Origin of the sequence: Streptomyces sp. URMC 129 (assembly GCF_051386415.1) — a bacterium.
In the GTDB taxonomy this organism is placed as follows: Bacteria; Actinomycetota; Actinomycetes; order Streptomycetales; family Streptomycetaceae; genus Streptomyces.
In genome coordinates this window covers 1-25,768 of sequence record NZ_JBPQTQ010000005.1, presented here as the reverse complement: position 1 = coordinate 25,768, position 25,768 = coordinate 1, and the positions used below count along the sequence as shown (strand labels likewise).

The 25,768-nt window shown below is 73.4% G+C and carries 31 protein-coding genes and 1 pseudogene; 21 read left to right on the top strand and 11 right to left on the bottom strand.

Translation table 11 applies throughout. The annotated features are described in order from the left end of the window. Positions 1 to 74: 74 nt before the first annotated feature. Together ACSNOC_RS02320 and ACSNOC_RS02315 are read left to right on the top strand one after the other, a co-directional pair. Complete coding sequence (locus ACSNOC_RS02320) at positions 75 to 719, top strand: IclR family transcriptional regulator (RefSeq protein ID WP_436745492.1); 645 nt, start codon at positions 75 to 77, stop codon at positions 717 to 719. Positions 720 to 816: 97 nt separating this feature from the next. Continuing rightward, positions 817 to 1,578 (top strand): hypothetical protein, encoded by a 762-nt coding sequence (locus ACSNOC_RS02315; protein ID WP_436745531.1) that lies wholly within the window; start codon positions 817 to 819, stop codon positions 1,576 to 1,578. A gap of 66 nt (positions 1,579 to 1,644) precedes the next feature. Here ACSNOC_RS02315 and hppD read toward each other — a convergent pair whose 3' ends face one another. Then, positions 1,645 to 2,775, bottom strand: coding sequence for a 4-hydroxyphenylpyruvate dioxygenase (hppD, locus tag ACSNOC_RS02310; protein WP_436745491.1), 1,131 nt, complete (start codon positions 2,773 to 2,775; stop codon positions 1,645 to 1,647). A 120-nt stretch (positions 2,776 to 2,895) separates the two neighbouring features. Between hppD and ACSNOC_RS02305 the strand changes: the two genes are divergently transcribed. Further along, positions 2,896 to 3,381, top strand: coding sequence for an Lrp/AsnC family transcriptional regulator (locus ACSNOC_RS02305; protein ID WP_436745490.1), 486 nt, complete (start codon positions 2,896 to 2,898; stop codon positions 3,379 to 3,381). Here ACSNOC_RS02305 and ACSNOC_RS02300 read toward each other — a convergent pair. Further along, a complete protein-coding gene (locus ACSNOC_RS02300; protein WP_436745489.1) occupies positions 3,361 to 3,804 on the bottom strand; it encodes an SsgA family sporulation/cell division regulator in 444 nt (147 codons plus the stop codon). The two genes, ACSNOC_RS02305 and ACSNOC_RS02300, sit on opposite strands and share 21 nt — an antisense overlap. A gap of 177 nt (positions 3,805 to 3,981) precedes the next feature. On the opposite strand from ACSNOC_RS02300, the gene ACSNOC_RS02295 reads away from it, so the two are divergent. From ACSNOC_RS02295 to ACSNOC_RS02285, 3 genes are all read left to right on the top strand, one after another. Further along, complete coding sequence (locus tag ACSNOC_RS02295) at positions 3,982 to 4,536, top strand: GNAT family N-acetyltransferase (RefSeq protein WP_436745488.1); 555 nt, start codon at positions 3,982 to 3,984, stop codon at positions 4,534 to 4,536. A 104-nt stretch (positions 4,537 to 4,640) separates the two neighbouring features. Continuing rightward, entirely contained in the window at positions 4,641 to 6,245 is a 1,605-nt protein-coding gene (locus ACSNOC_RS02290; RefSeq protein WP_436745487.1) for an RDD family protein, read from the top strand. A 78-nt stretch (positions 6,246 to 6,323) separates the two neighbouring features. Beyond that, the gene (locus ACSNOC_RS02285) at positions 6,324 to 6,905 is read left to right on the top strand and encodes an RDD family protein (protein ID WP_436745486.1); all 582 of its coding nucleotides are present in this window, start codon (positions 6,324 to 6,326) and stop codon (positions 6,903 to 6,905) included. A 55-nt stretch (positions 6,906 to 6,960) separates the two neighbouring features. On the opposite strand, the gene ACSNOC_RS02280 is transcribed toward ACSNOC_RS02285, so the two are convergent. Then, on the bottom strand, positions 6,961 to 7,200 hold the full coding sequence (locus ACSNOC_RS02280; RefSeq protein WP_436745485.1) for a hypothetical protein: 240 nt from the start codon (positions 7,198 to 7,200) through the stop codon (positions 6,961 to 6,963). Between the two features lie 253 nt (positions 7,201 to 7,453). On the opposite strand from ACSNOC_RS02280, the gene ACSNOC_RS02275 reads away from it, so the two are divergent. Together ACSNOC_RS02275 and ACSNOC_RS02270 are read left to right on the top strand one after the other, a co-directional pair. Then, entirely contained in the window at positions 7,454 to 9,817 is a 2,364-nt protein-coding gene (locus ACSNOC_RS02275) for an immune inhibitor A domain-containing protein (RefSeq protein ID WP_436745484.1), read from the top strand. A gap of 155 nt (positions 9,818 to 9,972) precedes the next feature. Next, positions 9,973 to 10,320: a hypothetical protein gene (locus tag ACSNOC_RS02270; protein ID WP_436745483.1), complete on the top strand. Its 348-nt coding sequence runs from the start codon at positions 9,973 to 9,975 to the stop codon at positions 10,318 to 10,320. 39 nt (positions 10,321 to 10,359) lie between these two features. Here the strand turns inward: ACSNOC_RS02270 and ACSNOC_RS02265 are convergent, their stop codons facing one another. Both ACSNOC_RS02265 and ACSNOC_RS02260 read right to left on the bottom strand, forming a co-directional pair. Next, entirely contained in the window at positions 10,360 to 10,953 is a 594-nt protein-coding gene (locus ACSNOC_RS02265; RefSeq protein WP_436745482.1) for an isochorismatase family protein, read from the bottom strand. A 54-nt stretch (positions 10,954 to 11,007) separates the two neighbouring features. Next, positions 11,008 to 12,348 (bottom strand): nicotinate phosphoribosyltransferase, encoded by a 1,341-nt coding sequence (locus ACSNOC_RS02260; RefSeq protein WP_436745530.1) that lies wholly within the window; start codon positions 12,346 to 12,348, stop codon positions 11,008 to 11,010. 128 nt (positions 12,349 to 12,476) lie between these two features. On the opposite strand from ACSNOC_RS02260, the gene clpS reads away from it, so the two are divergent. The 11 genes from clpS (at position 12,477) to rdgB (ending at position 19,651) form a co-directional block, all read left to right on the top strand. Next, on the top strand, positions 12,477 to 12,764 hold the full coding sequence (gene clpS, locus ACSNOC_RS02255) for an ATP-dependent Clp protease adapter ClpS (protein ID WP_436745529.1): 288 nt from the start codon (positions 12,477 to 12,479) through the stop codon (positions 12,762 to 12,764). Next, positions 12,764 to 13,420, top strand: a complete 657-nt coding sequence (locus tag ACSNOC_RS02250; protein ID WP_436745481.1) for a DUF2017 domain-containing protein — start codon at positions 12,764 to 12,766, stop codon at positions 13,418 to 13,420. The genes clpS and ACSNOC_RS02250 overlap by 1 nt, the downstream gene beginning before the upstream one ends. Before the next feature lie 87 nt (positions 13,421 to 13,507). Beyond that, the gene (locus tag ACSNOC_RS02245; RefSeq protein ID WP_436745480.1) at positions 13,508 to 13,924 is read left to right on the top strand and encodes a Mov34/MPN/PAD-1 family protein; all 417 of its coding nucleotides are present in this window, start codon (positions 13,508 to 13,510) and stop codon (positions 13,922 to 13,924) included. A 65-nt stretch (positions 13,925 to 13,989) separates the two neighbouring features. Then, entirely contained in the window at positions 13,990 to 14,100 is a 111-nt protein-coding gene (locus ACSNOC_RS02240) for a putative leader peptide (RefSeq protein ID WP_324612859.1), read from the top strand. A 66-nt stretch (positions 14,101 to 14,166) separates the two neighbouring features. Continuing rightward, positions 14,167 to 14,448, top strand: coding sequence for a MoaD/ThiS family protein (locus ACSNOC_RS02235; RefSeq protein ID WP_436745479.1), 282 nt, complete (start codon positions 14,167 to 14,169; stop codon positions 14,446 to 14,448). Beyond that, on the top strand, positions 14,448 to 15,398 hold the full coding sequence (locus tag ACSNOC_RS02230) for a PLP-dependent cysteine synthase family protein (RefSeq protein ID WP_436745478.1): 951 nt from the start codon (positions 14,448 to 14,450) through the stop codon (positions 15,396 to 15,398). The genes ACSNOC_RS02235 and ACSNOC_RS02230 overlap by 1 nt, the downstream gene beginning before the upstream one ends. A 64-nt stretch (positions 15,399 to 15,462) precedes the next feature. Then, positions 15,463 to 16,659 (top strand): rod shape-determining protein RodA, encoded by a 1,197-nt coding sequence (gene rodA, locus ACSNOC_RS02225; protein WP_436745477.1) that lies wholly within the window; start codon positions 15,463 to 15,465, stop codon positions 16,657 to 16,659. A gap of 136 nt (positions 16,660 to 16,795) precedes the next feature. Continuing rightward, positions 16,796 to 17,551, top strand: a complete 756-nt coding sequence (locus tag ACSNOC_RS02220; protein WP_436745476.1) for an MBL fold metallo-hydrolase — start codon at positions 16,796 to 16,798, stop codon at positions 17,549 to 17,551. Between the two features lie 61 nt (positions 17,552 to 17,612). Further along, positions 17,613 to 18,341 carry a ribonuclease PH gene (gene rph, locus ACSNOC_RS02215; protein WP_436745475.1) on the top strand — a complete coding sequence of 243 codons (729 nt, stop codon included), beginning with the start codon at positions 17,613 to 17,615 and terminating at the stop codon, positions 18,339 to 18,341. Between the two features lie 35 nt (positions 18,342 to 18,376). Next, entirely contained in the window at positions 18,377 to 18,754 is a 378-nt protein-coding gene (locus ACSNOC_RS02210) for a hypothetical protein (protein ID WP_436745474.1), read from the top strand. Between the two features lie 264 nt (positions 18,755 to 19,018). Further along, positions 19,019 to 19,651 carry an RdgB/HAM1 family non-canonical purine NTP pyrophosphatase gene (gene rdgB / locus ACSNOC_RS02205; protein WP_436745473.1) on the top strand — a complete coding sequence of 211 codons (633 nt, stop codon included), beginning with the start codon at positions 19,019 to 19,021 and terminating at the stop codon, positions 19,649 to 19,651. Here the strand turns inward: rdgB and ACSNOC_RS02200 are convergent. From ACSNOC_RS02200 to bcp, 5 genes and pseudogenes are all read right to left on the bottom strand, one after another. Beyond that, a complete protein-coding gene (locus ACSNOC_RS02200) occupies positions 19,629 to 20,303 on the bottom strand; it encodes a class F sortase (RefSeq protein WP_436745472.1) in 675 nt (224 codons plus the stop codon). The genes rdgB and ACSNOC_RS02200 overlap by 23 nt on opposite strands. Before the next feature lie 3 nt (positions 20,304 to 20,306). After that, complete coding sequence (locus ACSNOC_RS02195; protein WP_436745471.1) at positions 20,307 to 20,921, bottom strand: hypothetical protein; 615 nt, start codon at positions 20,919 to 20,921, stop codon at positions 20,307 to 20,309. Between the two features lie 88 nt (positions 20,922 to 21,009). Beyond that, positions 21,010 to 21,108, bottom strand: a pseudogene (locus tag ACSNOC_RS02190) (leucine zipper domain-containing protein); the annotation flags it as partial. A gap of 110 nt (positions 21,109 to 21,218) precedes the next feature. Further along, complete coding sequence (locus ACSNOC_RS02185) at positions 21,219 to 21,998, bottom strand: HAD-IIA family hydrolase (RefSeq protein WP_436745470.1); 780 nt, start codon at positions 21,996 to 21,998, stop codon at positions 21,219 to 21,221. Positions 21,999 to 22,043: 45 nt separating this feature from the next. Then, entirely contained in the window at positions 22,044 to 22,511 is a 468-nt protein-coding gene (bcp, locus tag ACSNOC_RS02180; RefSeq protein WP_436745469.1) for a thioredoxin-dependent thiol peroxidase, read from the bottom strand. 108 nt (positions 22,512 to 22,619) lie between these two features. On the opposite strand from bcp, the gene ACSNOC_RS02175 reads away from it, so the two are divergent. After that, complete coding sequence (locus ACSNOC_RS02175) at positions 22,620 to 22,985, top strand: DUF3618 domain-containing protein (protein WP_436745468.1); 366 nt, start codon at positions 22,620 to 22,622, stop codon at positions 22,983 to 22,985. 72 nt (positions 22,986 to 23,057) lie between these two features. Beyond that, complete coding sequence (locus ACSNOC_RS02170) at positions 23,058 to 23,360, top strand: GroES family chaperonin (RefSeq protein ID WP_436745528.1); 303 nt, start codon at positions 23,058 to 23,060, stop codon at positions 23,358 to 23,360. A 46-nt stretch (positions 23,361 to 23,406) separates the two neighbouring features. On the opposite strand, the gene ACSNOC_RS02165 is transcribed toward ACSNOC_RS02170, so the two are convergent. Then, positions 23,407 to 25,768: transglycosylase domain-containing protein (locus ACSNOC_RS02165; protein ID WP_436745467.1), on the bottom strand; the 2,362-nt coding region annotated here is incomplete at its 5' end.

Here is a 25,768-nt window from a genome sequence, read left to right as displayed (position 1 = left end):
GCGCGCCCGGTGACCGGGGATGACCAGGAAGCCGCACCTCGGGCCGGCGGGCGGTAAGGGAACAAGGAGGCGGCGTGACCGCGGAGACCTCCCAGACGCTCGACCGGGGACTGCGCGTCCTCAAACTGCTCGCCGAGACCGACCACGGGCTGACCGTGACCGAGCTGTCGAAACAGCTCGGCGTCAACCGGACCGTCGTCTACCGCCTGCTCGCCACCCTGGAGCAGCACTCCCTGGTGCGCCGCGACGCCGGCGGCCGGGCCCGGGTCGGGGTGGGCGTCCTCGGCCTGGGCCGGCAGGTCCATCCCCTGGTGCGGGAGGCGGCTCTGCCCGCGCTGCGCTCCCTCGCCGAGGACGTGGGCGCCACCGCCCACCTCACCGTCGTGGACGGCACGGACGCGCTGGCCGTGGCCGTCGTGGAGCCGAGCTGGACCGACTACCACGTCGCCTACCGCACCGGGTTCCGGCACCCGCTGGACCGGGGCGCGGCGGGCCGGGCGATCCTCACCGGGCGCAGCAAGGACATCATCGACGAGGACGGATACGTGCTCACCCACGGGGAGCTGGAGGCGGGCGCGAGCGGCGCCGCGGCCCCGCTGCCGCGCGAGTGCGGCATCGAGGGCAGCGTCGGCGTCGTCATGCTCAGCGAGGCCGTGCCGCCCGAGGTCGGCCCCCGCGTGGTCCGGGCCGCCCAGGAGGTGGCGGCGGTCCTGCGGTAACCGGACCTGCGTTAGATTCGCTGCCATGTCCGCCGCCCCGACCGAAGCGAAGGCGCCCGCGGCCCCGCCGTCGCCGGCCGCCCGCCGCAGGCCGCTGATGCTCGCCATGTGCGCCGCGCCCGTCGCCGCCCTGCTCGCGGCGGCGTCCCTCGCGCCGCTGCCGTTCTCGGTGACCCACCCCGGCCTGACCGCCGACGTGCTCGGCGAGCACGACGGGGAACCGGTGATCACCATCTCCGGGGCGCCGGTCCGTGACCCCTCCGGTGAACTGCTGGTCACCACGATCACCGCGACCTCGCCGGACGCCACCGTGCGGCTGGCGGACGTGATCGGCGGGTTCGTGTCCGCGGACGAGGCCGTCATGCCGCGCGAGGCGGTCTACCCGGTGGGCGACAGCACCGAGGAGATCAGGGAGCACAACAACGCGCAGATGCGCGAGTCGCAGGACGCGGCGGTGGCCGCCGCCCTGTCCTACCTCGGTCTGGACGCCGACGACGTGACGGTGGAGCTGGACCTCGGCGAGGTGGGCGGGCCCAGCGCCGGGCTGCTGCTGTCGCTGGGCATCGTGGAGCTGCTGGCGGGCGACGGCGCGGGCGGTGACCTCACCGGTGGCCGGATCGTGGCCGGCAGCGGGACCATCGACGCGGACGGGACGGTCGGGGCCGTGGGCGGCGTGCCGCTGAAGACCCAGGGGGCCGGGCGGGACGGCGCCACCGTCTTCCTGGTGCCGCGCGACGAGTGCGCGGACGCGAGCGCCAACCTGCCGGAGGGGCTGCGGCTGATCCCGGTCGCCACGCTGCGGGACGCGGTCGCCAGTCTGCGGGCGCTCGACGCCGGGGAGTCCGTGCCCTCCTGCTGACCCCGCCGCTCACGCGAACCGCCCCCGCGAGTGCAGGTCGCGGGGGCGGCTGTGGGGGGTGGTGCTCTAAAGATTCCCTCGCCGGGCCTGTTCACGCTCGATCGCTTCGAAGAGAGCCTTGAAGTTCCCTTTGCCGAATCCCAGCGAGCCGTGCCGTTCGATCAACTCGAAGAAGACCGTCGGGCGGTCCTGTACCGGCTTGGTGAAGATCTGCAAGAGGTAGCCGTCCTCGTCCCGGTCGGCGAGGATCGACAGCTCGCGCAGCGTGCCGACCGGCACCCGGGTCTCGCCCACCCACGCGCCGAGGGTGTCGTAGTACGTGCCCGGGACGTCCAGGAATTCCACACCGGACGCGCGCATGGCCCGCACGGCGTGCACGATGTCCTCGGTCTCCAGCGCGATGTGCTGCACGCCGGGCCCGCCGTAGAACTCCAGGTACTCGTCGATCTGCGACTTCTTCCGGCCCGGCGCGGGCTCGTTGATGGGGAACTTGACCTTGCGGGTGCCGTCCGCGACGACCTTGGACATCAGCGCCGAGTACTCGGTGGCGATGTCGTCGCCGACGAACTCCTTCATGTTGGTGAAGCCCATGACGCGGCGGTAGAAGTCCACCCACTCGTCCATGCGCCCGAGTTCGACGTTGCCCACACAGTGGTCCACCGCCTGGAACGTCCGGGGACGGCCGGGAGCGCCCGCCGGGAGCGGCGGCTCGGCGGGCACGAAGCCCGGGAGGTAGGGGCCCTTGTAGTCGGCGCGTTCGACCAGGGTGTGCCGCGTCTGGCCGTAGGTGGCGATGGCGGCGACCACCACCGTGCCGTTGTCGTCGGAGAGTTCGCGCGGCCCGGACAGCGGGCGCGCGCCGTGCTCGACGGCGTGCGCGAACGCGGCCCGCGCGTCGGGGACTTCGATGGCGAGGTCCACCACGCCGTCACCGTGCTCGGCGACATGGCGGGCCAGCGCGTGCCCCTCCGGCGTCGAGGGCCGGATGACCGAGGTCAGGACGAACCGCGCGGTGCCGGACTCCAGCACGTAACTGGCGGTCTCGCGGTGGCCGTTCTCCGGTCCCCGGTAGGCGACGGGGGTCATCCCGAACGCCGTTGTGTAGTAGTGCGCGGCCTGTTTGGCGTTGCCGACGGCGAAGACGACCGCGTCCATCCCGAGGACGGGGAACGGGTCTGCCGTTGTGGACTGGGTCATACGGGCAGGGTGCGCCAGCTCCGCAGGCTGTGCAATAGTTCACGTGATCGCTGAGCAGGCTGCATAGTGAGACGCGCGTAGCGTCGATCGTTCTGCACAGGTTGTCCAGGGAGGGCGACGATGGCCATCGACGAGTTGGACGCACGGCTGATCGAGCTGTTCGCACGCGAGCCCCGCATCGGCGTGCTGGAGGCGTCGCGGCGGCTCGGCGTGGCGCGCGGCACGGCCCAGGCCCGGCTGGAGAAGCTCCGCTCGGGCGGGGTGATCCGCGGGTTCGGCCCCGATGTCGACCCGGCCGCGATCGGCTTCCCGGTCACCGCGTTCGCCACGCTGGAGATCAAGCAGGGGCAGGGCGAGGAAGTGCGCCGCCACCTGGCGGCCGTGCCCGAGGTGCTCGAACTGCACACCATCACCGGCCAGGGCGACATGCTCTGCCGGCTGGTCGCCCGCTCGAACGAGGACCTGCAGCGGGTCATCGACACGGTGGTGGGCTTCGGGGGCATCGTGCGTTCCTCGACGGCGATCGTCATGGAGAACCCGGTCCCGCTGCGGGTCCTCCCGTTGGTGCGGCACGCGGCGCGGATGTCATCCGGCGGCGTCTCCTGACCCCTCGGCGGGGGAGGGGGTGAGCAGGGCGCGCAGCGCCTCGTCCACGTCGACCTGCTCGGTCTCCGCGCCCGGCGGCACCAGCCGCATGGTCCGCTCCAGCCAGGCCGAGAGCGCGGCGGCCGGGGCCCGCAGCAGGGCGTCGCCCTCCGGGGACCGCAGCGAGAGCCAGACGACATTCCTGCCCTCGTCCCGGGCGGGCCACAGGACGACGTCGCCCTGCCCCGAGGGGCGGAAGACGCCCTCCACGAGCAGGTCGCGGGCGAAGGTCCAGTGCACGGGGGCCTCCGAGCCCAGGTGGAAGGTGATGTGCACGGCGAAGGGGTCGTCCGAGCGGTAGCGCAGCAGGGCGGGGACGGGGATGCTGCGCTCGGGCGAGAGCACCAGGTGGAGGGCGAGCTCGGACTCGATGATCGTGTACATGGCGTTTCTCTTTCTCTCCCGTGGGGGTGAGCGTTCCGTTCGGGGGGAGAGAGGTGGCGGGCGGCCGGCGATTACGCCACTTCCCGGATTCTTCACAGCCTTCCCGCCTCGTCCCGCCGGCCGGCCCCGCCCCGGCCGGGCCCGTCACTGTCAGTGGCGGGCGGTACGGTCGGGGTCATGAGACGGGAACCACTGGTGAGCCTGGTGCCGTGGAGCGAGGAGGACCTCGCGCTGCTCCGGCGGCAGAACGCGCCGGAGTTGATGACGCACCTCGGCGGCCCCGAGCCGGAGCAGAAGCTGCTGGACCGGCACCAGCGGTATCTGGCGCTGCCCGGCACGGGCCGGGGGCGGATGTTCCGGGTGCTGCTGCTGCCGGAGCGGGTGCCCGCGGGCTCCATCGGCTTCTGGGAGACGGAGCGGGCGGACGGGACCCCGGTCTACGAGACGGGGTGGCACGTGCTGCCCGAGTTCCAGGGGCGGGGCGTCGCCACGGCCGCCGCCGTGGCGACGGCGCGGGCGGCGGCCTCCGCGCGCGGGCACCGGTATCTGCACGCGTTCCCCGCCGTGGCGAACCCGGCGTCGAACGCGGTCTGCCGCAAGGCGGGCTTCGCGCTGCTGGGCCCGATCGACGTCGAGTACCCCAGGGGCCACTGGATGCGGTGCAACGATTGGCGCCTCGATCTCGCCGAGTTCACCGAAGGCGGCTCTCACGCCGGGCCGGGAGTTGGCTAAGGTCCCTCTCGACGCATGACTGGGGCAGCGGGTGTCGCCCGGCGACTACCATGCATACCCCGGAGACAGACCAGCACTGCACGGACGAGGAGATTCGGATCCGCATGAGCTCCCCACCCGCAGGCTCCCCGCCCACAGGTAGCGCAGGCGGCGGCCCGGGGCCCAACTGGTATCCGGACCCGTCCATCCCCGGCTACATCCGGTACTGGAACGGCACTGCCTGGGTGCCCGGCAGCAGCCGGCCCGAGCCGGGGGCGGGCGAGCCGGTGCCCGCGCCGCCGGCCGGCGCGGCGGCCCCGCAGGCCGCGCCCGCCCCGGCCGTCCCGGCCGCCCGGGAGGAGACGCAGCCCTTCTTCTTCGACGAGGACCCCGCCCCGCCCGCCGCCGGGCCGTCCGCGCCCGCGGCCGAGCCGTCCGCGCCCGCCGCGGGCGGCGGCGACGCGCTGCCGGAGCTCCGCAGGCGCGGCGAAGTGGCGCCCGCGCGGCAGGACGAGCCGGGCAGCGCCTGGCGGGCGGACGCCGGCCAGCAGTCCGGGTTCGGCGCGGACCAGCGGGTCACCTGGGGGGCGGACGAGGACGTCAGCGCGTCGCCCGTCCCGGCGGGGGGCCGGGTGGATCCGCGCGGCCAGTTCCTCCGCGCGCCCGCCGAGGGCTCGCAGCAGCCGCCGGCGAAGCCCGAGCCGCGGGCGACGCCCGAGCCGGACGCCACGGAGCACACGGCGGCCCTGCGGCTGCCCGCCGACGGCTCGTGGGAGCGCCAGGTCCGCGAGCTGGCCCAGCCGCCCCAGGCCCAGCAGCCGCCGCGGCAGAGCGCGCCCCCGCAGGGCGTGCCGGTCCAGGCGCCGCCGCAGCCGCAGCCGTCGGCTCCCGCCCCGGTCCAGGCGCCGCCGTCCGTTCCCCCGCAGGCCGCCGCGCCGCAGGCGCCGCCGCGGCAGCCCGGCCCCGCACAGCCGCCGCAGGCCCGGCCGCAGCCGCCGCAGGTCCAGCCGCAGCCTCCGGTCCAGCCCCAGCCCCAGCCCGCGCCGCCCGTGCCGCAGCCCGCGCCCGGGTACGGCTATCCGCAGCAGCAGACCCCGGCGCCGCAGGCCGGGCCCGCTCCCGGCGGGTACGGGTATCCGCGGCAGCAGGCCCCGCAGGTGCCGCAGTCGCCCTTCCTCCAGTCGCACCAGGGCGCCCCGCTCACCGTGATCGGCGCGTTCACCGACCCCGGGCAGGCGTATCCGGGCGGGCTCGGGCGGCGGCTCGTGGCGCGCGTCGTGGACTCCCTGCTGCCGCTCGGCGCCGCCGTCGCGGTCGCGCTGCCGCTGGTCGGGCAGGCGCGGGATCACATCGACGAGAAGATCGAGGCGGCCGAGCGGGCCGGGGTCAACGACACGATCCCGCTCATCGACGGCACCACGGGCGGCTACCTGGCCCTGGTCATCGGGGTGTTCCTGCTCGTCGGGTTCCTCGTGGAGGCGCTGCCGACCGCGTTCTGGGGCCGCACGCCGGGCAAGGCCCTGGTCAAGCTGCGGGTGCTGGACGTGGAGCAGCAGGAGAAGCCGTCGTTCGGCGCGGCGACGCTGCGCTGGCTGGTGTACCACCTGCTCTCGCTGGTCGCCGTGGGCCTCGTCAGCGTGCTGCTGGCCGTGCGCGACCGGCCCTGGCGGCAGGGCTGGCACGACAAGGCGGCGCGCACCTTCGTCGCGGGCGCCAAGCGGCCGGACTGACCCGCTCGGCCGCACCCGCTCCCCGGATCGTCCCGCTCCGGGATGCGGGGCGGCCCGATCCGGGGTGGACTGGCTGCCATGAGCACCGAGCAGCCGCAGCCCGGCCCCGGCGAGGAGCCGGGGCTCCCCAAGGCGCCCCCGCCCGCCGACCCGTTCGGCGCCGGTCCGTACGGCGAGAATCCGTACGGAGGCGCGGGCGGCGCCGTCGATCCGCTGGCCGGGATGCCGCCGCTGGCCTCGCTGGGGCGGCGCCTGCTGGCCCGGATCATCGACGCGCTCATCGTCGGGATCCCGGTGACGCTTCTCCTCTGGCCGGCCACGGGTGACTACAAGTTCAACGACGGGGACGGGAGTTCCTACCTCCAGCAGACGATCGTGCTGCTGGTGTACTTCGTCTACGAGGGCCTGATGCTCAGCGCCCGGGGCCAGACGGTCGGCAAGATACTCATGCGTGTGCGGGTCGCGATGCTCGCGAACGGCGCCGTGCCGCGCGGCGCGCCGGGCTGGACCCGTGCCGGGGTGTACGCGCTGCCGCAGCTGGTGCCGTGCTTCGGCTTCCTCTTCTGGCTGGTGAACGTCCTGTTCTGCACCTGGGACCGGCCCTACCGGCAGTGTCTGCACGACAAGGCCGCGAAGACCGTGGTGGTCTCGGTCCCCTAGCCCTAGCCCTAGCCCGTCCGCCGGCTGCTGTCCGCCGTCCGCCGCCGTCCGGTCGTCAGACGCGGACGCCGGGTTGCTCGGGCGCGGTGGGGGAGGACGGCTGCCGCGCCGGGGCGGCGGCGCGCCGCCGGGTCCGGACCGCCACCGCGGCCACGACGCCGAGCACGAGGGCGGCCACCGCGATCAGCGCCACCGCGGCCCCCGACGCCTGTGGAGCGAGGATCAGCGCGACGAACGTCACGGAGATGACCGTGACCGAACCGCGGGCGATCTGCGCGGGCGTCGCGTGCCTCATGTCCTGTCCGTCCTTCGGTGCCGTCCCGGCGGGGTGTCGTCCACGGGCTTCGATGCCCCGGCGCGCCGCCCGGTAAGCGTGACCTTACGCGCACTCCCGGAGCACGGGGGGCGCACGGGGTCATGTCCTCCACAGAGGGTTTGCAGCCCGTGGTTGCCCCTGAGGGTGAATCAGGGTCTGTCTTTTTCTGCCGCACTCATGTCAAATGCGTCCCGTCACATCACTGCGTGCGCAGGGGAGGACCGACGAACACGTGATCACGGGAAAGCGATCCAAGAGATCCGCCGCTGCCGCTGCCGCGGCGGCCATCGCCGCCATCGGCGCGACGGTGCTCGTCCCGACCGGTCCGGCCACCGCCCGGACACCCGAGGCCTCGAGCGAAGGGCCCGGCGCGGAGCGGCTGTTCGGCGCGGAACCGCACCTGGAGAACCCTCTGGCGGAAAAGAGCGAGGTCCAGCGGCAGGAGGCGCAACAGCAGCTCATCTCCGGTGAGGCGACCGCCCGTTCGAGCGGCGGCTCCGAGGTGGTGGAGCTCAGCGACGGCGAGTTCGTGGAGGTGGCCACCACCGGCACCGACAAGATCTTCACGATCCTGGTCGAGTTCGGTGACCGGATCCACCCGGACTACGGCGGTGACCCCGGCCCGCGGGTCAACGAGATCCCGGAGCCGGACCGTTCGGCGGACAATTCCACTATCTGGCAGGAAGACTTCGACCGGCGGTACTACGAGGACCTCTACTACTCCGAGGACCCCGATGTCCCGTCGATGAAGCAGTATTTCGAGCGGCAGTCCTCGGGCCGCTACACCATCGACGGCGAGGTCAGCGACTGGGTCACGGTCGACTACAACGAGGCCAGGTACGGCAACAACGCCTGCGGCTCCAACGTCTGCCGCTCGGTGTGGAACGTGGTGAGCGACGGCGTCAACGCCTGGTACGAGGACCAGCTCGCCGCGGGCGCGACCCCGGAGGAACTGGCCGCCAGGCTCGCCGACTACGACCACCAGGACCGCTACGACTACGACGGCGACGGCGACTTCGACGAGCCTGACGGCTACCTCGATCACTTCCAGATCGTGCACGCCGGCGAGGACGAGTCGGCCGGCGGCGGCGCGGAGGGCGAGGACGCCATCTGGGCCCACCGCTGGTACGCGTTCGCGGACCAGATGGGCACCACCGGTCCGGCGTACAACCCGGTGGGCGGCACCGAGATCGCGGACACCGGGATCTGGGTGGGCGACTACACGATCCAGCCGGAGAACGGCGGACTCGGCGTCTTCGCCCACGAGTTCACGCACGACCTGGGCCTGCCCGACCTGTACGACACCCAGGGCGGCGAGAACGGCACCGGCTTCTGGACCCTGATGTCGTCCGGCTCCTGGCTCGGCGAGGGCGACGGCACCATCGGCGCGCTGCCCAACGACATGGGCCCCTGGGAAAAGCTGCAACTCGGCTGGCTGGACTACGAGGTGGCGCGGGCCGCGACCCGGTCGACGCACCAGCTCGGCGCGTCCTCCCTCGCCTACCCCGAGGGGAACCACCATCCCGCGACCCAGGCCGTGATCGTGGAGCTGCCGGAGAAGACCGTCACCACGGACATACACGAGCCCGCCCAGGGCGCCGCGCAGTGGTGGAGCGGTTCGGGCGACGACCTGAGCAACACCCTGTCCCGCCCGGTGGACCTGACCGGTGCCTCCGACGCCTCCCTCGACCTGACCGGGTGGTGGAGCATCGAGGAGGGCTACGACTACCTGTACGTGGAGGCGTCCGCCGACGGCGGCGCGACCTGGACTCCGCTGGACGGCACGGCGGACGGCGAGCCGCTGCCGCGCGACAGCGCCGACCGGGCCGTGCTGACGGGCGAGTCGGGCGGCGACCGGGCCCTGTCGTTCCCGCTGGACGCCTACGCGGGCGCTCCGGTGGAGCTGCGCTTCCGCTACCAGACGGACGGCTCGGTGGCCGGGACCGGGTTCACCGCCGACGCCATCACGGTCACCGCCGACGGTGAGACCGTCTTCTCCGACGACGCGGAGAGCGGCGAAGGGGACTGGTCGGCCGACGGATTCGCCGTCGTGGGCGCGTCCGTCACCGACTCGTACCCGCAGTTCTACATCGTGCAGAACCGCCAGTACGTGGGCTACGACCGGACGTTGCGCACCGGGCCGTACAACTTCGGCTTCCAGGACACCGAGCCGCGCTGGGTGGAGCACTTTGCCTACCAGAGCGGCATGCTGGTGTGGCTGTGGGACACCTCGCAGCTCGACAACGACGTCAGCCGGCACCCCGGCGTGGGGCTGATCCTGCCGGTGGACGCCCACGCGACGCCGGAGCACTGGCCGGACGGCACGCTGATCCGCAACCGGGTCCAGACGCGGGACGCGACGTTCGGCCTCCTGCCGGTGAAGCCGGTGACGCTGCACCAGGACGGCGAGCCGACGACGCTGCCCGCCGCTCTCGGGAACCCGGTCTTCGACGACCGCCGGGGGACCTACTGGCACGAGGAGAGCCCGGCGAACAGCGTCATGGTCCCGGATACGAACACCAGGATCACCGTCCTCTCCCAGCCGGCGAGTGGCACCCAGCCGATGACCGTCCGGATCGAGCCCAGCGACAGGTGAGGAGCTGATCACCTTCCGTCATGATCTGATGGAAAGTGATCTTATCTGACAGAAAAGTGCAGGTCAGTGCACGTCTCGGCCGCCGCCCTCGACGGGCGGCGGCCGAGCGCGTAAGGATGTGGGGTCCACGCGTTCCGCCGCACGAGAGGTTCCCCATGGCCGATGGAGGCTTCGTCCAGCTCCCCGACGGCAGTGTCGTCGTCGCGCTCGCCCTGCCCCGCCCCGACGCGCCCGCCCGGGCCGTGCGGGTGCTGGTCCACGCGGCGAACCGGGCGCGGGCCCTGACCCGGCTGCGGAACCTCGGCCTGCGCTCGGTCTACCTCCGCGGCAACGGCGCGCCCCCCACCCCCGACGAGATCTCGGCCGTGCTGCACCACCCCGAGGGCATCGTCTGGCGCTCCACGCCGGCCGTCGTCACCGAGGGCTGGCACCCCATGGCACGCCTGCTGGGCCGCCCCGGGCGCGCCCCGCGCCCCGCGCCCCGCCCGTCCCGCGTGGCCTAGGGCCGCCCGGGACGGGCCGGGGACCGGTCCGGAGCCCGTTCAGGCCGCGCGGACCACCGGCTCGCCGGAGAGCTCCACGCCCGCCGCCGCCATCTCGCGCAGCGCCACGTCCACCGTCTCCCGCGCCACCCCGGCGGTCAGGCCCAGCAGCACCCGGGTGGTCAGCCCGGCCGCCACCGCGTCCAGGGCCGTGGCCCGCACGCAGTGGTCCGTGGCGATGCCCACGACGTCCACCGCCGACACGTCCCTGGCCCGGAGCCAGTCCGCCAGGCCCGTGCCCGATTCGTCGGTGCCCTCGAAGCCGCTGTACGCCGCCGCGTACGCGCCCTTGTCGAAGCAGGCCTCCACGGCGCCCGAGGTGACGGCCGGCGCGAAGTTCGGGTGGAAGCCGACGCCCTCGGTCCCGGCCACGCAGTGGCGCGGCCAGGAGTGCGTGAAGTCGGGCTGGTCGGAGAAGTGGTCACCGGGTGAGATGTGGTGGTCACGGGTCGCCACGACGTGCCGGTACGCCGGGGTCGCCGCGCCGATCAGGTCCGTGATGGCGGCGGCGACGTCCGATCCGCCGGGGACCGCCAGACTGCCCCCCTCACAGAAGTCGTTCTGCACATCGACGACGATCAGTGCGCGATGCATGGGGACACCTCTTCGGATATCGATGACGGGTTCTGGTGGTGGCTGATTCCGAGCTTAGATCCCGGCTCCGACATAGCGCGTCGGGAGCACGGGCTCGCCCCGGGAGAGCTGGGTGGCCGACAGCGGCAGCCCCGCGCGGGCCTCCCGGTGGCGGTCGCGGGCCGTGTCCAGGCGCTCGCGGGCGAGGACCCGGCCGCCGCGGATCAGCTCCACGCCGACCCGCCGGTCCGCCAGCTCCTCCGGCACCGGGCCGGTGCCGACCACCTCGGCCTCCGCGACCCCGTGCGCGTCCAGGGGCCGGGCCGCCCACTTGACGCCGCCGATCGACAGCTTGCCGCCCGACGACTTCTTGGCGACCGGCACCAGCGGCGCGTCCGGGCCGTCGCCCGCCGCGCGCGCCACCAGCTTGTAGACCATCGAGCACGTCGGGTGCCCGCTGCCGGTGACGAGCTGGGTGCCGACCCCGTACGCGTCCACCGGGGCCGCCGCGAGCGAGGCGATGGCGTACTCGTCCAGGTCGCTGGTCACGACGATCCTGGTCCTGGTGGCCCCCAGCTCGTCGAGCTGGCGCCGCACCCGGTGCGCGACCACCAGCAGGTCCCCGGAGTCGATCCGCACCGCCCCCAGGTCCGGCCCGGCCACCTCCACGGCCGTGCGGACGGCCTCGGCGACGTCGTACGTGTCCACCAGCAGCGTCGTCCCGCCGCCCAGCGACTCCACCTGGGCGGTGAACGCGTCCCGCTCCGAGTCGTGCAGCAGGGTGAACGCGTGCGCGCTGGTGCCCACCGTGGGGATCCCGTAGCGGAACCCGGCGGCCAGGTCCGAGGTGGACGAGAAGCCGCCGACGTACGCGGCACGGGCGGCGGCGACGGCGGACAGCTCGTGGGTGCGCCGGGCGCCCATCTCGATCAGCGGCCGGCCGGCGGCGGCCACGTCCATCCGGGAGGCCGCGGCGGCGATGGCGCTGTCGTGGTTGAGGATCGACAGGATCACCGTCTCCAGCAGCACGCACTCCGCGAACGTCCCCGTCACCCGCAGGACCGGGGACCCCGGGAAGTACACCTCGCCCTCCGGGTAGCCGTGGACGTCGCCGCCGAAGCGGTAGCCGGCCAGCCAGTCCAGGGTCCGGCCGTCGACGATCCCGCGCTCGCGCAGGAAGTCGAGGATGGGCGCCTCGAAACGGAAGTTCTCCACGGCGTCCAGGACCCGCCCGGTGCCCGCCACCACCCCGTAGCGGCGGCCCTCGGGCAGGCGGCGGGTGAAGACCTCGAAGACCGAGCGGCGGTGGGCCGTGCCCGCCCGCAGCGCGGCCTGGAGCATCGTGAGCTCGTACTGGTCGGTGAAGAGCGCGGTCGAGGGCACCGGCACCGGCAGACCGAGCCCCGCGTCGTCCATGGCATCCATGGGACCAAGCCTACCTCTGATCTCGTCAGTTTGACGATATCTGGGGGTGTGGCGTCGGCCCGGCCGTTTGGGCGCCGGGTGGGGGATGGTGGCAGCATGGAGGCGTGAGTGCCATCCCCATGGAGATCGAACGGACCGAGTACGGGACGAAGTCGGCCGAGGAGCCGGCGCCGGATGTGCCATGGGTCACGATCGTCCACAACGATCCGGTCAATCTCATGAGTTACGTGACCTATGTCTTCCAGACCTATTTCGGCTATCCGAAGGACAAGGCGAAGAAGCTCATGCTGGACGTCCACCACAAGGGCCGCGCGGTCGTCTCCCAAGGCAGCCGGGAGGAGATGGAACGGGACGTGCAGGCGATGCACGGCTACGGGCTCTGGGCGACGCTGCAGCAGGACCGCTGATGGCCGGGTACTTCGAACCGGCGGCGCCCGCCGGCGGTGAGCGGGGCGGCGCGGCGATCGCGCTGGACGAGATGGAGATCTCCATCCTCCGCAGCCTCGCCGTCCAGCTCCTGGAGCTGATCGGCCCGGACCGCACCCCCGGCAACGGCAACGGCAACGGCGGCGGCGCGGGCGACGGCGACCCGCTGGAGGCCCTCGACGCCCTCTTCGACGCGGGCGGCCCCAGCGAGCCCCCGCGCGACCCGGCCCTCGCCCGGCTCTTCCCCGACGCGTACGGCGAGCCGGGCGCGGAGCAGGACGAGGAGACCCGCCGGCTGTCCGCCGAGTTCCGCCGCTTCACGGAGACCGACCTGCGCGGGCGCAAGCGGGAGGACCTGCTGGCCATGGTCCGCGGCCTGGACGCGGTCGCCAGCGAGGCGAGCGCCTCCGGCGCGGCCGGCGCCGTCCTGACGCTCAAGCCCGACGAGTCCCGCCAGTGGCTCGGCGCGCTCAACGACCTGCGGCTGACCATCGCCACCCGCCTCGGCATCACGGACGACGCCGGTACGGACAGCCTGTTCGACCTCCCCGACAGCGACCCGGACAAGCCGATGGTGATGGCGTACTTCTGGCTCGGCGGCCTCCAGGAGTCACTGGTCGAGACGCTGCTCCCGTAGCGGCCGAAGACCCCGCCCCGGTCCCCGCCGGCGCCGGGTCGCTCACCCTCACGGAGCAGTCGCCGAGGGCCGATCTAGGCTGGCGGCATGCTGACCATCACCCAGGAACTGCGCGACAGGATCGTGGCCCACGCCCGCGCCGATCACCCGGACGAGGCGTGCGGGGTGATCGCCGGACCGGCCGGGAGCGACCGGCCGGAGCGGTTCATCCCGATGCTCAACGCGGCCCGCTCGCCCACGTTCTACGAGTTCGACTCCGGCGACCTGCTCCGGCTCTACCGCGAGATGGACGACCGCGACGAGGAGCCCGTGGTGATCTACCACTCGCACACCGCCACCGAGGCGTACCCCTCCCGCACCGACATCTCGTACGCCAACGAGCCCGGCGCGCACTACGTCCTGGTCTCCACCGCCGAGTGCGGCAACGGCGAGGGCCCGGTCTCCTTCCGGTCCTTCCGTATCGTGGACGGTCAGGTCACCGAGGAGGAGGTCACCGTCGTCTGAGACGGTCCGTCCGGATGGCGATACGCGCCCCCGGAGGGCGGGCCGGGAATCGATACGATGAGGCCATGGTTCTCCACGACGTGAGCGACGAACGACCGGCCGGTGCGCTGCTCGTGGCACGTCTGCACGTCGACCTGTGCCGCCTGGCCAGCGCCATGTGTACCGCGCCTCGCTGATCTGCCGCCCGCCCTCCCGTCCGCACGCACGCCCGCACGTCTGCACGCCTCACACCAGGAGTTCCCATGGCCATCGAGGTCCGCATCCCGACCATCCTCCGCACCTACACCGCAGGGCAGAAGGCCGTGCAGGGCAGCGGGGACACCCTCGCCGAGCTGTTCGCGGACCTCGACGCCCAGCACCCGGGCATCAAGGACCGGCTGGTCGAGGAGAGCGGCGACCTGCGCCGCTTCGTGAACGTCTACCTCAACGACGAGGACGTCCGCTTCCTGGAGGGCATCGCCACCAAGCTGAGCGACGGCGACAGCGTCACCATCCTGCCCGCCGTCGCCGGAGGCATGCGCTGATGCGCTTCGACTCCCCGCTCGCCGCGGTCGGCAACACCCCGCTGGTCCGCCTGCCGCGGCTGTCGCCCGCCGACTCCGTGCGGATCTGGGCGAAGCTGGAGGACCGCAACCCCACCGGCTCGATCAAGGACCGCCCCGCGCTGTTCATGATCGAGCAGGCCGAGAAGGACGGCCGCCTCACGCCCGGCTGCACGATCCTGGAGCCCACCTCGGGCAACACCGGGATCTCGCTGGCCATGGCCGCCCGGCTCAAGGGGTACCGGATCGTCTGCGTGATGCCGGAGAACACCTCCTCCGAGCGGCGGGAGCTGCTCGCGATGTGGGGCGCGGAGATCATCTCCTCGCCCGCCGCGGGCGGCTCCAACACCGCCGTCCGCGTCGCCAAGGAGCTGGCCGCCGAGCACCCCGACTGGGTGATGCTCTACCAGTACGGCAACCCGGACAACGCGGGCGCCCACTACGCCACCACCGGCCCCGAGATCCTCGCCGACCTGCCCTCGATCACCCACTTCGTGGCCGGCCTCGGTACCACCGGCACCCTCATGGGCGTCGGCCGGTACCTGCGGGAGCACCGCCCCGGCATCCAGATCGTCGCCGCCGAGCCGCGTTACGACGACCTGGTGTACGGCCTGCGGAACCTGGACGAGGGCTTCGTCCCCGAGCTGTACGACGCGTCCGTGCTCACCTCCCGCTTCTCGGTCGGCTCCGTCGACGCCGTCACCCGCACCAGGGAGCTGCTGGCGCAGGAGGGCATCTTCGCGGGCGTCTCGACCGGCGCCGCCCTGCACGCGGCGATCGGCGTGGGCCGCAAGGCCGTCCGCGCCGGCGAGGAGGCCGACATCGTCTTCGTCGTCGCCGACGGCGGCTGGAAGTACCTCTCCACCGGCATCTACACCGCCGCGTCCACCGAGGAGGCCGTCGCCCGCCTGCACGGGCAGCTCTGGGCCTGACCCGGGGACGCGGCCCCGGGCGCAGATCACGCACCGTCGCGGCACGGACACGTATGGTCGTGCCGTGACCGTGCGCAGCTACACCCGTCCGAAGGTGGCCGGCGAACAGACCGTCTGGACCAGGATCACCGCCAGGGACTCCCTCGCACGGCGGCTGGACTGGCCGCTGCTCGGTGCCGCCGTGACGCTCTCCCTCCTCGGCACCCTCCTGGTCTACTCGGCCACCCGTGGCCGCACCGACCTCAACAACGGCGACCCCGAGTACTTCCTGCTGCGCCACTTCTTCAACGTCTGCGTCGGCCTCGGGCTCGCCGCCGGGATGATCTGGCTGGGCCACATCCGGCTGCGCACCGCCGTGCCCGTCCTGTACGGCCTGTCCGTGATCCTCTCGGCCGCCGTCCTCACCCCGCTCGGCTCCTCCGTCAACGGCTCCCGGAGCTGGATCAAGCTGGGCGGCGGCTTCGCGTTCCAGCCCTCGGAGCTGGTCAAGGTCGGCGTCGTGCTCGCCATGGCGACCCTGCTCGCCGCCCCGCTGGAGAACGACCACCGGCCGCGCCCCGACAGCCGCGCCGTACTCCAGGCGCTCGGCCTGGCCGCCGTGCCCGCCGCCCTCGTGCTGCTCTGCCCCGACGTCGGCCAGACCATGGTGATCGCCGCCATCGCGCTGGGCGTCCTGCTCGCCTCCGGCACCGGCCGCGGCTGGATCATCGGACTGCTCGGCCTCGGCGTGGCGGGCGCGCTCGCCGTGTGGCAGCTCGGGCTCCTCGACGAGTACCAGATCAACCGGTTCGCCGCCTTCGCCAACCCCGCCCTCGACCCGGCCGGCGTCGGCTACAACACCAACCAGGCCCGGATCGCGATCGGTTCGGGCGGGCTCACCGGCCAGGGCCTCTTCCACGGCAGCCAGACGCTGGGCCAGTTCGTGCCCGAGCAGCACACCGACTTCATCTTCACCGTCGTCGGCGAGGAACTGGGCTTCGCCGGGGCCGGGCTGGTGATCGTGCTGCTGGGCGTGGTCCTGCTGCGCGGCTGCCGGATCGCGGTCCACGCGCCCGACCGCTACGGCACGATCGTCGCCGTCGGCATCGTGACGTGGATCGCGTTCCAGAGCTTCCAGAACATGGGCATGGCGCTGGGCATCATGCCCGTCACCGGTCTGCCGCTGCCGTTCCTGTCCTACGGCGGCTCCTCGATGTTCGCCGTCTGGATCGCCGTCGGGCTCCTCCAGGCCATCCGCGTGAGGTCGCGCAGCCGCCTGTGACCGGCCGGTGTGAGCCTCGCCATACACCACATACCCCGGCCTGGTGATTCCGCCCACAGAGTGGCCCACGCGTGGGGCGGCGGGGCCTGTCGCGACTTACAGTCGTTCGAACCCCACTACGGAGGTTCCCCCTTCAATGAAGCTCACCGTCGTCGGCTGCTCGGGGTCTTTCCCGTCCGCGGACTCGGCCTGCTCCAGTTATCTCATCGAGGCCGAGGGCTACCGGCTGCTCCTGGATATGGGCAATGGCGCCCTCGGCGAGCTACAGAAGTACTGCGGGCTGTACGACATCGACGCGATCGCGATCAGCCATCTGCATCCCGACCACTGCATCGACATGTGCGGGTACTTCGTCGCCCGCTACTACCGCCACGAGGGCGGCCGTTGCGACGCCCTCCCGGTCTACGGTCCGCGGGGCACCGAACGACGGCTCACCACGGCCTACGCCGACACGCCCTCGGACCAGTCCATGAGCGAGGTGTTCGACTTCCGCACCCTCACCTCGGGTGCCACGTACCGGCTCGGGCCGCTCACGGTCACGGCCCGGCAGGTGACGCACCCCGTCGAGACCTTCGGCTTCCGCGTCGAGTACGGCGGCCGGTCGTTCGCCTACTCCGGGGACAGCGGCCACTCCGACGCGTTGTCAGAACTCGCCCACGGCGTCGATTTGTTCCTGTGTGAGGCCTCCTTCACGCACGGCAAGGAGGACCTGCCCGAGGTCCACATCAACGGCCGGGAGGCCGGCGAGTACGCGCGGGACGCCGGAGCCGAGCGCCTCGTGCTCACCCACATCCCGCCGTGGACCGACGCCCAGGTCAACCTCTGCGACGCCAAGGCCGTCTTCGGCGGCCCGGTCGAGCTGGCCCGTCCGGGCGCCGTCTACGAGGTCTGAGCGCCGACGTCCGGTCCCGGCCCCTGCGGAGGGCGGGCCGGGACGGACTAGGCTCGCTCCCATGTCTCGCATCGACGGCCGCGCGGCCGACCAGCTCCGACCCGTCTCGATCGAACGCGGCTGGAGCAAGCACGCCGAGGGGTCGGTCCTCGTCTCCTTCGGGGACACCCGGGTGCTGTGCACCGCCAGCGTCACCGAGGGCGTCCCGCGCTGGCGGCGCGGCGGCGGCGAGGGCTGGGTCACCAGTGAGTACGCGATGCTGCCCCGGGCCACCAACACGCGTGGCGACCGCGAGTCCGTGCGCGGCAAGATCGGCGGCCGGACGCACGAGATCTCCCGCCTCATCGGCCGCTCGCTGCGCGCCGTGATCGACTTCAAGGCGCTGGGCGAGAACACGGTCGTCCTCGACTGCGACGTGCTCCAGGCCGACGGCGGCACCCGGACCGCCGCCATCACCGGGGCGTACGTGGCGCTCGCCGACGCCGTCGCCTGGGGCCAGCGGCACAAGTTGATCAAGAGCAAGGCGCAGCCGCTGACGGGCGCGGTCTCCGCCGTCAGCGTCGGCATCGTCGGCGGCGTGCCGATGCTCGACCTCGCCTACGAGGAGGACGTGCGCGCCGAGACCGACATGAACGTGGTCTGCACGGGCGACGGCCGCTTCGTGGAGGTGCAGGGCACCGCCGAGGGCGCGCCGTTCCACCGGACCGAGCTCGACGCCCTGCTGGACCTCGCGCTCATCGGCTGTGCCCAGCTCGACGGCGCGCAGCGCGCGGCACTGGCCGTAGGGTAGAAACGCAACGAATGAGTACGACCGGGGAGGGAACGATGAAGTCCGTGAAGCTGGCTCTGCCCACAGGGGTGTTGACGGCGACGGCACTGACCGCCGGGTTCACCGTCGGCTGCGACCTGCAGCAGGCCGTGGACTGCGCCCGGCTCGCGGTGGAGGTCACCAGCGCGGCCGAGGCGCTGGGCCAGGCCGTCGAGGCGGGCGACCCGGAGGCGTTCGCGGACGCCGCGGACACCCTGACGGGGAACGTCGAGGACGTGCAGAACGACGTGGACGACGCGGACGTCAGCGCGGCGGCGGACTCGATCCAGCAGGCCCTGGACAGCATCGAGTCCGGCTTCGAGAGCGGCGCGGCCGTCGACATCTCGCCCCTGTTCGACGCCACCGGCGAACTCACCGACGCCTGCTCGGAGTAGGGCCTCGCCACCGGACCTCCGCCGGGCCACGACGCCCCTCCGGCCCGGGCGCGTCGCCGCGTCGCGCCTCCCGGACGCCAGTTCCGGAGGAGGCCGGGAGGAGCCCCCGCCGCACGAGCCATGATCCGCGCCGTCCGGCCGGGCGCCCGTCGGGAGCCCTCGGCCGGCCCGCCCGTACCGAGTCCGGGAGCCGCCCGCCACGACCCGGAGGCCCCGCCCCGCCGTCGTCACCGCCCCGGCGCGGCGCTTGCCATAATCGGGCGCATGACCGGCACCGCACAGCAGCGTCTCGTCCTCGCCACCCGCAACGCCCACAAGGTCTCCGAACTGCGCGCCATCCTGGCCGAGTCGGGGCCGGCGGTGGAGCTGGTGGGGGCCGACGCGTTTCCCGAGGTCCCCGATGTCCGGGAGACCGGCGTCACGTTCGCGGAGAACGCGCTGCTCAAGGCGCACGCGCTGGCCCGCGCCACCGGGCTGCCCGCCGTCGCGGACGACTCCGGGCTGTGCGTCGACGTGCTGGGCGGGGCGCCCGGCATCTTCTCGGCCCGCTGGGCCGGGAAGCACGGCGACGACCGGGCCAACCTGGAACTGCTGCTGGCCCAGCTGGCGGACGTGCCCGCGCCGCACCGGGGCGCCCACTTCGCCTGCGCCGCCGCGCTCGCCCTGCCCGACGGCACCGAGCGCGTCGCGGAGGGGCGGCTGCGCGGCACCCTGCGGTACGAGCCCGCCGGGGAGGGCGGCTTCGGCTACGACCCGATCCTCCAGCCCGACGGCGACACCCGCACCTGCGCCGAGCTGACCCCGGCCGAGAAGAACGCGATCAGCCACCGGGGCCGGGCGTTCCGCGCGCTGGCGCCGCTGGTCGCGGAGCTGCTCACGCCGCCGCGGAGCGCGTGAGGTAGGCGGAGACGACCACGTTCGCCGAGTAGCTCCGGCGTTCGTGGTCGAACGTGCCGCCGCAGGTGATCAGCCGCAGCTCGGCGGCGCCCGCGCGGTGCGGCCCGTAGACGTACTCCGCGTCGAAGTCGCCGCGCTCCACCACCTCGACGTCGCTCACGGTGAACTCCGCGACGCTGCCGTCCGCCCGCGTCACCCGCACCTCGCTGCCGGGCCGCACGTCGCTCAGGGCGTAGAAGACGGCCGGCTCCTTCTCGGTGTCCACGTGGCCCACCAGCACCGCCGCGCCCTCGGCGCCGGGCGTCGGCCCGCCCGCGTACCACCCGACCAGCCCGGGGGTCTCGAACGGCGGCGGCTCCACCCCGCCGGAGGCGTCCACGTCCCGCGCCACGATGTCGGCGCGGACGCCGATGGAATCGATCTCGACCGTGCGCGGCGCCGGGTGCCCGGTCAGCGGCTCGGCGGGCGCGGGCAGCGCGCCGCCGTCCCCGGCGCGGCCGGTGGCCGGGGCGTCGCCGGGGCCCGGCAGCCCGCCGGGCAGGCCGCCGTCGGTCAGCTCCCGGCCCCACAGCCACAGGGCGAGCAGCAGCACCGTCCAGGCGACGGCGGAGAGCAGGCGGCCGGTGCCGGAGGCGCGCGGCACGCCCGTCATCACTTACTTCTCCCGGGCGTGCAGCCGCCAGACGGCCAGCATCGCGCCGCCGGCCAGCGCCCCGGAGAACAGCGCCAGCCCGGCCGAGCCGCCGCTCATCCGCGTCGCCGCGTCCTCGGGCTCGGGCGCCGTGCCGCCGCCGCCCGCCCGCACCGGGGCGGTCGGCCCCGCGTCGTGCGGCTGCGCCCCGTGGTGCGTCTCCGCTCCGGTGGGCGTGGGGTCCGTGCCGGTGATGACGAGGCGACCGCTGATCTTCGCCTCCTCACCGTCGCAGGCCACCTCGATGGCGTGCACGCCGGGCTCCACCGCGGCGCTGACCCGGGCCTCGCCGAACAGGCCGCCGCCGTCGGGGGCGGGCGTCAGCCGCGCCTCGGCGGCGAACACCGCCGACCGGGCCGTGCCCGACTCGCCCGAACAGCCGGGCACCCGCAGCTCCACGTCGTCCCCGGGGCGCGGGCTGACCGGCTCGACGCGCACCTGGGCGGTCTCCGTCGCGCCGGGCGTCCCCGGCGTCTCCGCGACGCCGTCCTCGGCGAAGGCCGGTCCCGACCCCGCGGCGGCGGCCAGGGTCACGGCGCCCGCGCACAGGACGAGCTTCAGGGAGAGGGCGATGGCCATGGGGGAACACCTCCGGGTCTTTGTTCCGAAGATCTCCCGGTTCGCCGCCCGCCGCATCCGCTGCGGCCCCCGATTGGCCCGTACGGGGACGTTCCGCCGCGCGGCGCAACGGCCAGCCGTCGTCCACGACACACCGGGCCAGACGCAGCCTGCCGGTCGGAGTCAGCGGGGCGTTACGGTGGGACACGAGGGCCTCCTGGACGTCGGTGCAGACTTCGCAATCCACACCGAAACCAGAAGGCCCTCACCTGTTCAAGCACCCAGCACGCGTGTCACCAACGTCCCGGAACAACACACCTAGACCTTGTCGACCAGATCCGCGATCGAGTCGACCACGGCCGAGGGCCGGAACGGATAGCGCTCCACGTCCTCCGGGCCCGTCAGGCCCGTCAGCACCAGGAACGTCTCCATGCCCGCCTCCAGACCGGCCAGCACGTCGGTGTCCATCCGGTCCCCGACCATGGCGCTGGTCTCCGAGTGCGCGCCGATCATGTTGAGCCCGGTCCGCATCATCAGCGGGTTCGGCTTGCCCACGAAGTACGGATCGCGGCCGGTCGCCTTGGTGATCAGCGCCGCCACCGACCCGGTCGCGGGCAGCGCGCCCTCCGCCGAGGGGCCGGTGTGGTCGGGGTTGGTCGCGATGAACCGGGCCCCGTCGTTGATCAGCCGGATCGCCTTCGTCAGCGCCTCGAAGCTGTACGTCCTGGTCTCGCCGAGCACCACGTAGTCCGGCGACACGTCGCTGAGCACATACCCCACGTCGTGCAGGGCCGTGGTCAGCCCGGCCTCGCCGATGACGTAGGCCGTGCCGCCCGGCCGCTGTATGTCCAGGAACTGCGCGGTGGCCAGCGCGGACGTCCAGATGTTCTCGGCGGGGACCTCCAGACCCATCCGCACCAGCCTGGCCCGGAGATCGCGGCGGGTGTAGATCGAGTTGTTGGTGAGGACCAGGAACGGCTTGCCCGACTCCCGGAGCTTCTTCAGGAAACGGTCCGCCCCCGCGATCGGCACCCCCTCGTGGATGAGGACACCGTCCATGTCGGTCAGCCAGGACTCGATCGGCTTGCGCTCTGCCACGTCCACGTTCTCCTTCGTTCGGTCCGGGTGGGCGGTCCGGCGGGCCTACAGGCCCAGGTCTCTGATCAGCTTCGCGACGTGGCCGGTGGCCTTGACGTTGTACAGCGCCCGCGCCACCTTCCCCTCCTCGTCCACGATGACCGTCGAGCGGATCACTCCCGTGACCGTCTTCCCGTACAGCGTCTTCTCCCCGAACGCCCCGTACGCCTTCAGGACCTCCTTGTCCGGGTCGCTGACCAGGGTGACCTTCAGGTCCTCCTTGGCGCGGAACTTCCCCAGCTTCTCCGGGGAGTCGGGGGAGACCCCGATGACCTCGTACCCGGCGCCGGCCAGCAGCGCCAGGTTGTCCGTGAAGTCGCACGCCTGCTTGGTGCAGCCAGGGGTCAGCGCCGCCGGGTAGAAGTACACGATGACCTTGCGCCCCGCGTGATCGGCCAGCGACACCGGCTTGCCGTCGGCGTCGGGCAGGGTGAACGCGGGGGCCGGGTCGCCCGGCTGCAGGCGCACGCTCATGGCTTGCTCCTCGCTCCTCGTGATCGGTGTGCAGTGCGCCACCCAGCCTAATCGGGGGATCCCGCGCGCAGGCCGCGAAGGGACCTGACAGACTGTGCGGCAACCCCGATGACAACCGTGGTGTGCGGCAGGGACGAGGGAGGCGTGAGCGTGGCCGGGACAGGCAGGACACGAGCGGATATCGAGGCGCGGATCGCCCAGCGGCGCAAGGACCTCGCGGCCACGCTCGACGAGATCGGCGTCAGGGTCCACCCCAGCACCGTCGTGGGCGACGCCAGGGCGCGCGCCGCGGCGGCCGTCGACCGGGCCGCGGGGAACGCGGTCGTCCGGGTCAACCGCGCGGTGACCGGCGTGCGGGCCCAGTTCGTGTCCGACGAGGGCGAGCCCCGGCTCGACCGCGTCGTCCCGGCGGCCGTGCTGATCGCGGTGCTGGCCGGGACGCTCGTGCTGTCGTCCCGGCGCCGCCGCCGGTAGTTGCCCACCGCCCCGCTGAGATACGGTCATCCCGTGAGTTCGCACCCCACCCACGACAAGCTGCCCATCCGGATGCTGCACGACCGGGTGCTCGTCCGGGCCGACATCGCCGAGGGCGAGCGCCGCTCGTCCGGCGGCATCGTCATCCCGGCGACGGCCCGCGTCGGCCGCCGGCTCGACTGGGCCGAGGTGGTCGCCGTCGGGCAGAACGTCCGCACGGTCGAGCCGGGTGACCGGGTGCTCTACGACCCCGAGGACCGCGCCGAGGTGGAGGTGCGGGGCGTGTCGTACGTGCTGATGCGGGAGCGGGACCTGCACGCGGTCGCCGCCGAGCGCCTCCAGGGCACCGACGACTCCACCGGTCTGTACCTCTAGACACCTCCGGACACCTCCCGGCCTCCGGCCGTACGCGCCCCCGCCGTCAGGCGGGCTCGCCGGTCCCGGGGGAGGCGGTCGGCCCCGCCGTGCCGGGGCCCGGGGCCGGGGTCGGCCGGGGGACGAACGGCGCGATCGCCTGCGGCACCCCGGGGAACGACTCGATCGGGGAGCGCCCGCCCCGCGGTTCCTCCGGGGGACCGGGCGACTGGCCGGGCGGCGGCACCGGCGCGCCGCTCGGTGTGGGTTCCGGCGTGCCGGACGGCGCCTCGCGCCGCTCGTCCTCCTCCTCGCCGTCCGGTCCGCGCTCCCGGGCGCGCTCCTCCTCCGGGGCCCGCGACGCGTCGTCCGACGGGCCGTCGCCGGGGTTGATGTCGGGCTCCGGCTCGGCCACGGCGAGGTCGAACTCCCGCACCGGCTCCCCGGCCAGCGCCGCCGCCGTGTACTGCCCCCAGATCCGGGCCGGGAAGCCGCCGCCGCTGATGCGCTCCTGCCCGGCCGCGCCGTACAGCTCCCGCTGCTCGCCGGTCTCCGGGTCCTGCCCGAAGATCGCGACCACCGTGGCCAGTTCGGGGGTGTACCCGGCGAACCAGGCCGCCCGGTCCTGCTCCGCCGTGCCGGTCTTCCCGGCCGCCGGGCGGCCGGCCGACTGGGCCGCCGTGCCGGTGCCCTCCCGGACGACGCCGCGCAGGATCGCCGTCGTGCCGTCCGCCGCCTCGCGGGAGATGGCGCGTGCGCTCTCCGGCTCGGGCAGGTCGATCTCCTCGCCGTTCCGGGTGATCTTCTCCACCAGCACCGCGGGCCGGTGCTCGCCGTGCGCGGCGAGTGTGGCGTACGCCTCGGCCAGGTCCAGGGTGCTGGGGGTGGCGGTGCCCAGCGCGATGGAGTCCTCGGCGGAGTCCAGGCCCGGCGTGGACTCCGGGATGCCGAGCGCGACCGCCGTCTCCTTCACCCGGGCCGGGCCGACGTCGGCGCCCATCTGCGCGAAGACCGCGTTGACGGACTTGTCCATCGCCTCGCCGACGGTGAGCGTGCCGTGGTCCTGGTCGCCCTCGTTCTCCGGCGACCAGCCGGTGCCCTCGCCGTCCCGGCCGACGACCTCCCGGCCGCTGCCGCCGTCGTACTCGGTGTCCGGGCCGATGCGTTCGCCGTCGTGGGTCTCCGACCCGTGCTCCAGCGCGGCGGCGTAGACGAACGGCTTGAAGGTCGAGGCGGCCTGATAGTCGCGCCGCGTCGCGTTGTTGACGTACTGGAGCGTGTAGTCCCGGCCGCCGTACATCGCCACCACCCGGCCGGTGTCCGTCTCCACCGAGGTCGCCCCGGCGCGCACCCACGCGTCGGGCTCCCGGTCCTCGCGCAGCGCGCTCTCCAACTGCTCGTCCACCGCCTCGGTCAGCGCCTGCTGCCGGTCCGGCTCGATGGTGGTCGTGATGCGGAACCCGCCCGCGGCCAGGCGCTGTTCGTCGATGCCCTGCTCCCCGAGGTACTGCTGGACCGCCTCCACCAGGTAGCCGCGCTCGCCGGAGAGGGAGGAGGACGGCGTGATCTCCCGCGGCTGGGGGAACGTCATCTCCGCCCGCCGCTCCTCGCTCAGCCAGCCCTCGGAGACCATGCCGTCCAGCACGTACTCCCAGCGGGCGGTGGCGAGTCCGGTGTTCTGCGGGTTGGCGCGGACGTCGAAGGCGTTGGGGGAGTTGAGCAGCGCGGCCAGGTACGCGCCCTCGGCGGTGGTGAGGTCGGCGGCGTCCTTGCCGTAGTACGCCTGGGCGGCGGACTGGATGCCGTAGGCGTTGCGGCCGAAGTAGCTGGTGTTGAGGTAGCCCTCCAGGATCTCGTCCTTGCCCACCTCGCGGCCGAGCTTGACGGCGATGAACAGTTCCTTCGCCTTGCGGGTGAGGGTCTGGCGCTGGTCGAGGTAGTAGTTCTTGACGTACTGCTGGGTGATGGTGGAGCCGGACTGCCGTTCGCCGCCGCGCAGCATGTTCCAGCCGGCGCGGATCATGGCCGGGATGTCCACGGCCGGGTCGTGGTAGAAGCCGCGGTCCTCGGCGGCGAGGACGGCGTGGCGCACGGCGGCGGGGACCTCGGACAGCGGGACGTTCTCGCGGTTGACCTCGCCGACGCGGGCCAGCTGGGAGCCGTCGGCGTAGAGGTAGACGTTGTTCTGCGCCGCCGCGGCCGACTTGGGCTCGGGGATCTCGACCAGCAGGTAGCCGGTGATCAGCGCGGCGCACAGGAACAGCAGGCCCACCAGCGTGCCGCCCAGCACCGTCCGCCAGGTGGGCACCAGCCGCCGCGGCCGGGTGCGGCGGCGCCGGGCGGGGCGGCCCGGCCGCTGCCCGGCGGTCTTCGGTGGCCACCCGGGCCACGGGCCGCCGCCCCCGTGTCCGCCGCCCCCCCCGCCGCCC

What these genes read in the sequence shown, in the direction of transcription:
- ACSNOC_RS02315 (WP_436745531.1), top strand. Translation starts at nt 817, where the DNA reads ATGCTCGCCATGTGCGCCGCGCCCGTCGCCGCCCTGCTCGCGGCGGCG.
- hppD (WP_436745491.1), bottom strand. Translation starts at nt 2,775, where the DNA reads ATGACCCAGTCCACAACGGCAGACCCGTTCCCCGTCCTCGGGATGGAC.
- ACSNOC_RS02305 (WP_436745490.1), top strand. Translation starts at nt 2,896, where the DNA reads ATGGCCATCGACGAGTTGGACGCACGGCTGATCGAGCTGTTCGCACGC.
- ACSNOC_RS02300 (WP_436745489.1), bottom strand. Translation starts at nt 3,804, where the DNA reads ATGTACACGATCATCGAGTCCGAGCTCGCCCTCCACCTGGTGCTCTCG.
- ACSNOC_RS02295 (WP_436745488.1), top strand. Translation starts at nt 3,982, where the DNA reads ATGAGACGGGAACCACTGGTGAGCCTGGTGCCGTGGAGCGAGGAGGAC.
- ACSNOC_RS02290 (WP_436745487.1), top strand. Translation starts at nt 4,641, where the DNA reads ATGAGCTCCCCACCCGCAGGCTCCCCGCCCACAGGTAGCGCAGGCGGC.
- ACSNOC_RS02285 (WP_436745486.1), top strand. Translation starts at nt 6,324, where the DNA reads ATGAGCACCGAGCAGCCGCAGCCCGGCCCCGGCGAGGAGCCGGGGCTC.
- ACSNOC_RS02280 (WP_436745485.1), bottom strand. Translation starts at nt 7,200, where the DNA reads ATGAGGCACGCGACGCCCGCGCAGATCGCCCGCGGTTCGGTCACGGTC.
- ACSNOC_RS02270 (WP_436745483.1), top strand. Translation starts at nt 9,973, where the DNA reads ATGGCCGATGGAGGCTTCGTCCAGCTCCCCGACGGCAGTGTCGTCGTC.
- ACSNOC_RS02265 (WP_436745482.1), bottom strand. Translation starts at nt 10,953, where the DNA reads ATGCATCGCGCACTGATCGTCGTCGATGTGCAGAACGACTTCTGTGAG.
- ACSNOC_RS02260 (WP_436745530.1), bottom strand. Translation starts at nt 12,348, where the DNA reads ATGGACGACGCGGGGCTCGGTCTGCCGGTGCCGGTGCCCTCGACCGCG.
- clpS (WP_436745529.1), top strand. Translation starts at nt 12,477, where the DNA reads ATGGAGATCGAACGGACCGAGTACGGGACGAAGTCGGCCGAGGAGCCG.
- ACSNOC_RS02250 (WP_436745481.1), top strand. Translation starts at nt 12,764, where the DNA reads ATGGCCGGGTACTTCGAACCGGCGGCGCCCGCCGGCGGTGAGCGGGGC.
- ACSNOC_RS02245 (WP_436745480.1), top strand. Translation starts at nt 13,508, where the DNA reads ATGCTGACCATCACCCAGGAACTGCGCGACAGGATCGTGGCCCACGCC.
- ACSNOC_RS02240 (WP_324612859.1), top strand. Translation starts at nt 13,990, where the DNA reads ATGGTTCTCCACGACGTGAGCGACGAACGACCGGCCGGTGCGCTGCTC.
- ACSNOC_RS02235 (WP_436745479.1), top strand. Translation starts at nt 14,167, where the DNA reads ATGGCCATCGAGGTCCGCATCCCGACCATCCTCCGCACCTACACCGCA.
- ACSNOC_RS02230 (WP_436745478.1), top strand. Translation starts at nt 14,448, where the DNA reads ATGCGCTTCGACTCCCCGCTCGCCGCGGTCGGCAACACCCCGCTGGTC.
- ACSNOC_RS02220 (WP_436745476.1), top strand. Translation starts at nt 16,796, where the DNA reads ATGAAGCTCACCGTCGTCGGCTGCTCGGGGTCTTTCCCGTCCGCGGAC.
- rph (WP_436745475.1), top strand. Translation starts at nt 17,613, where the DNA reads ATGTCTCGCATCGACGGCCGCGCGGCCGACCAGCTCCGACCCGTCTCG.
- ACSNOC_RS02210 (WP_436745474.1), top strand. Translation starts at nt 18,377, where the DNA reads ATGAAGTCCGTGAAGCTGGCTCTGCCCACAGGGGTGTTGACGGCGACG.
- rdgB (WP_436745473.1), top strand. Translation starts at nt 19,019, where the DNA reads ATGACCGGCACCGCACAGCAGCGTCTCGTCCTCGCCACCCGCAACGCC.
- ACSNOC_RS02200 (WP_436745472.1), bottom strand. Translation starts at nt 20,303, where the DNA reads ATGACGGGCGTGCCGCGCGCCTCCGGCACCGGCCGCCTGCTCTCCGCC.
- ACSNOC_RS02195 (WP_436745471.1), bottom strand. Translation starts at nt 20,921, where the DNA reads ATGGCCATCGCCCTCTCCCTGAAGCTCGTCCTGTGCGCGGGCGCCGTG.
- bcp (WP_436745469.1), bottom strand. Translation starts at nt 22,511, where the DNA reads ATGAGCGTGCGCCTGCAGCCGGGCGACCCGGCCCCCGCGTTCACCCTG.
- ACSNOC_RS02175 (WP_436745468.1), top strand. Translation starts at nt 22,620, where the DNA reads ATGACAACCGTGGTGTGCGGCAGGGACGAGGGAGGCGTGAGCGTGGCC.
- ACSNOC_RS02170 (WP_436745528.1), top strand. Translation starts at nt 23,058, where the DNA reads ATGCTGCACGACCGGGTGCTCGTCCGGGCCGACATCGCCGAGGGCGAG.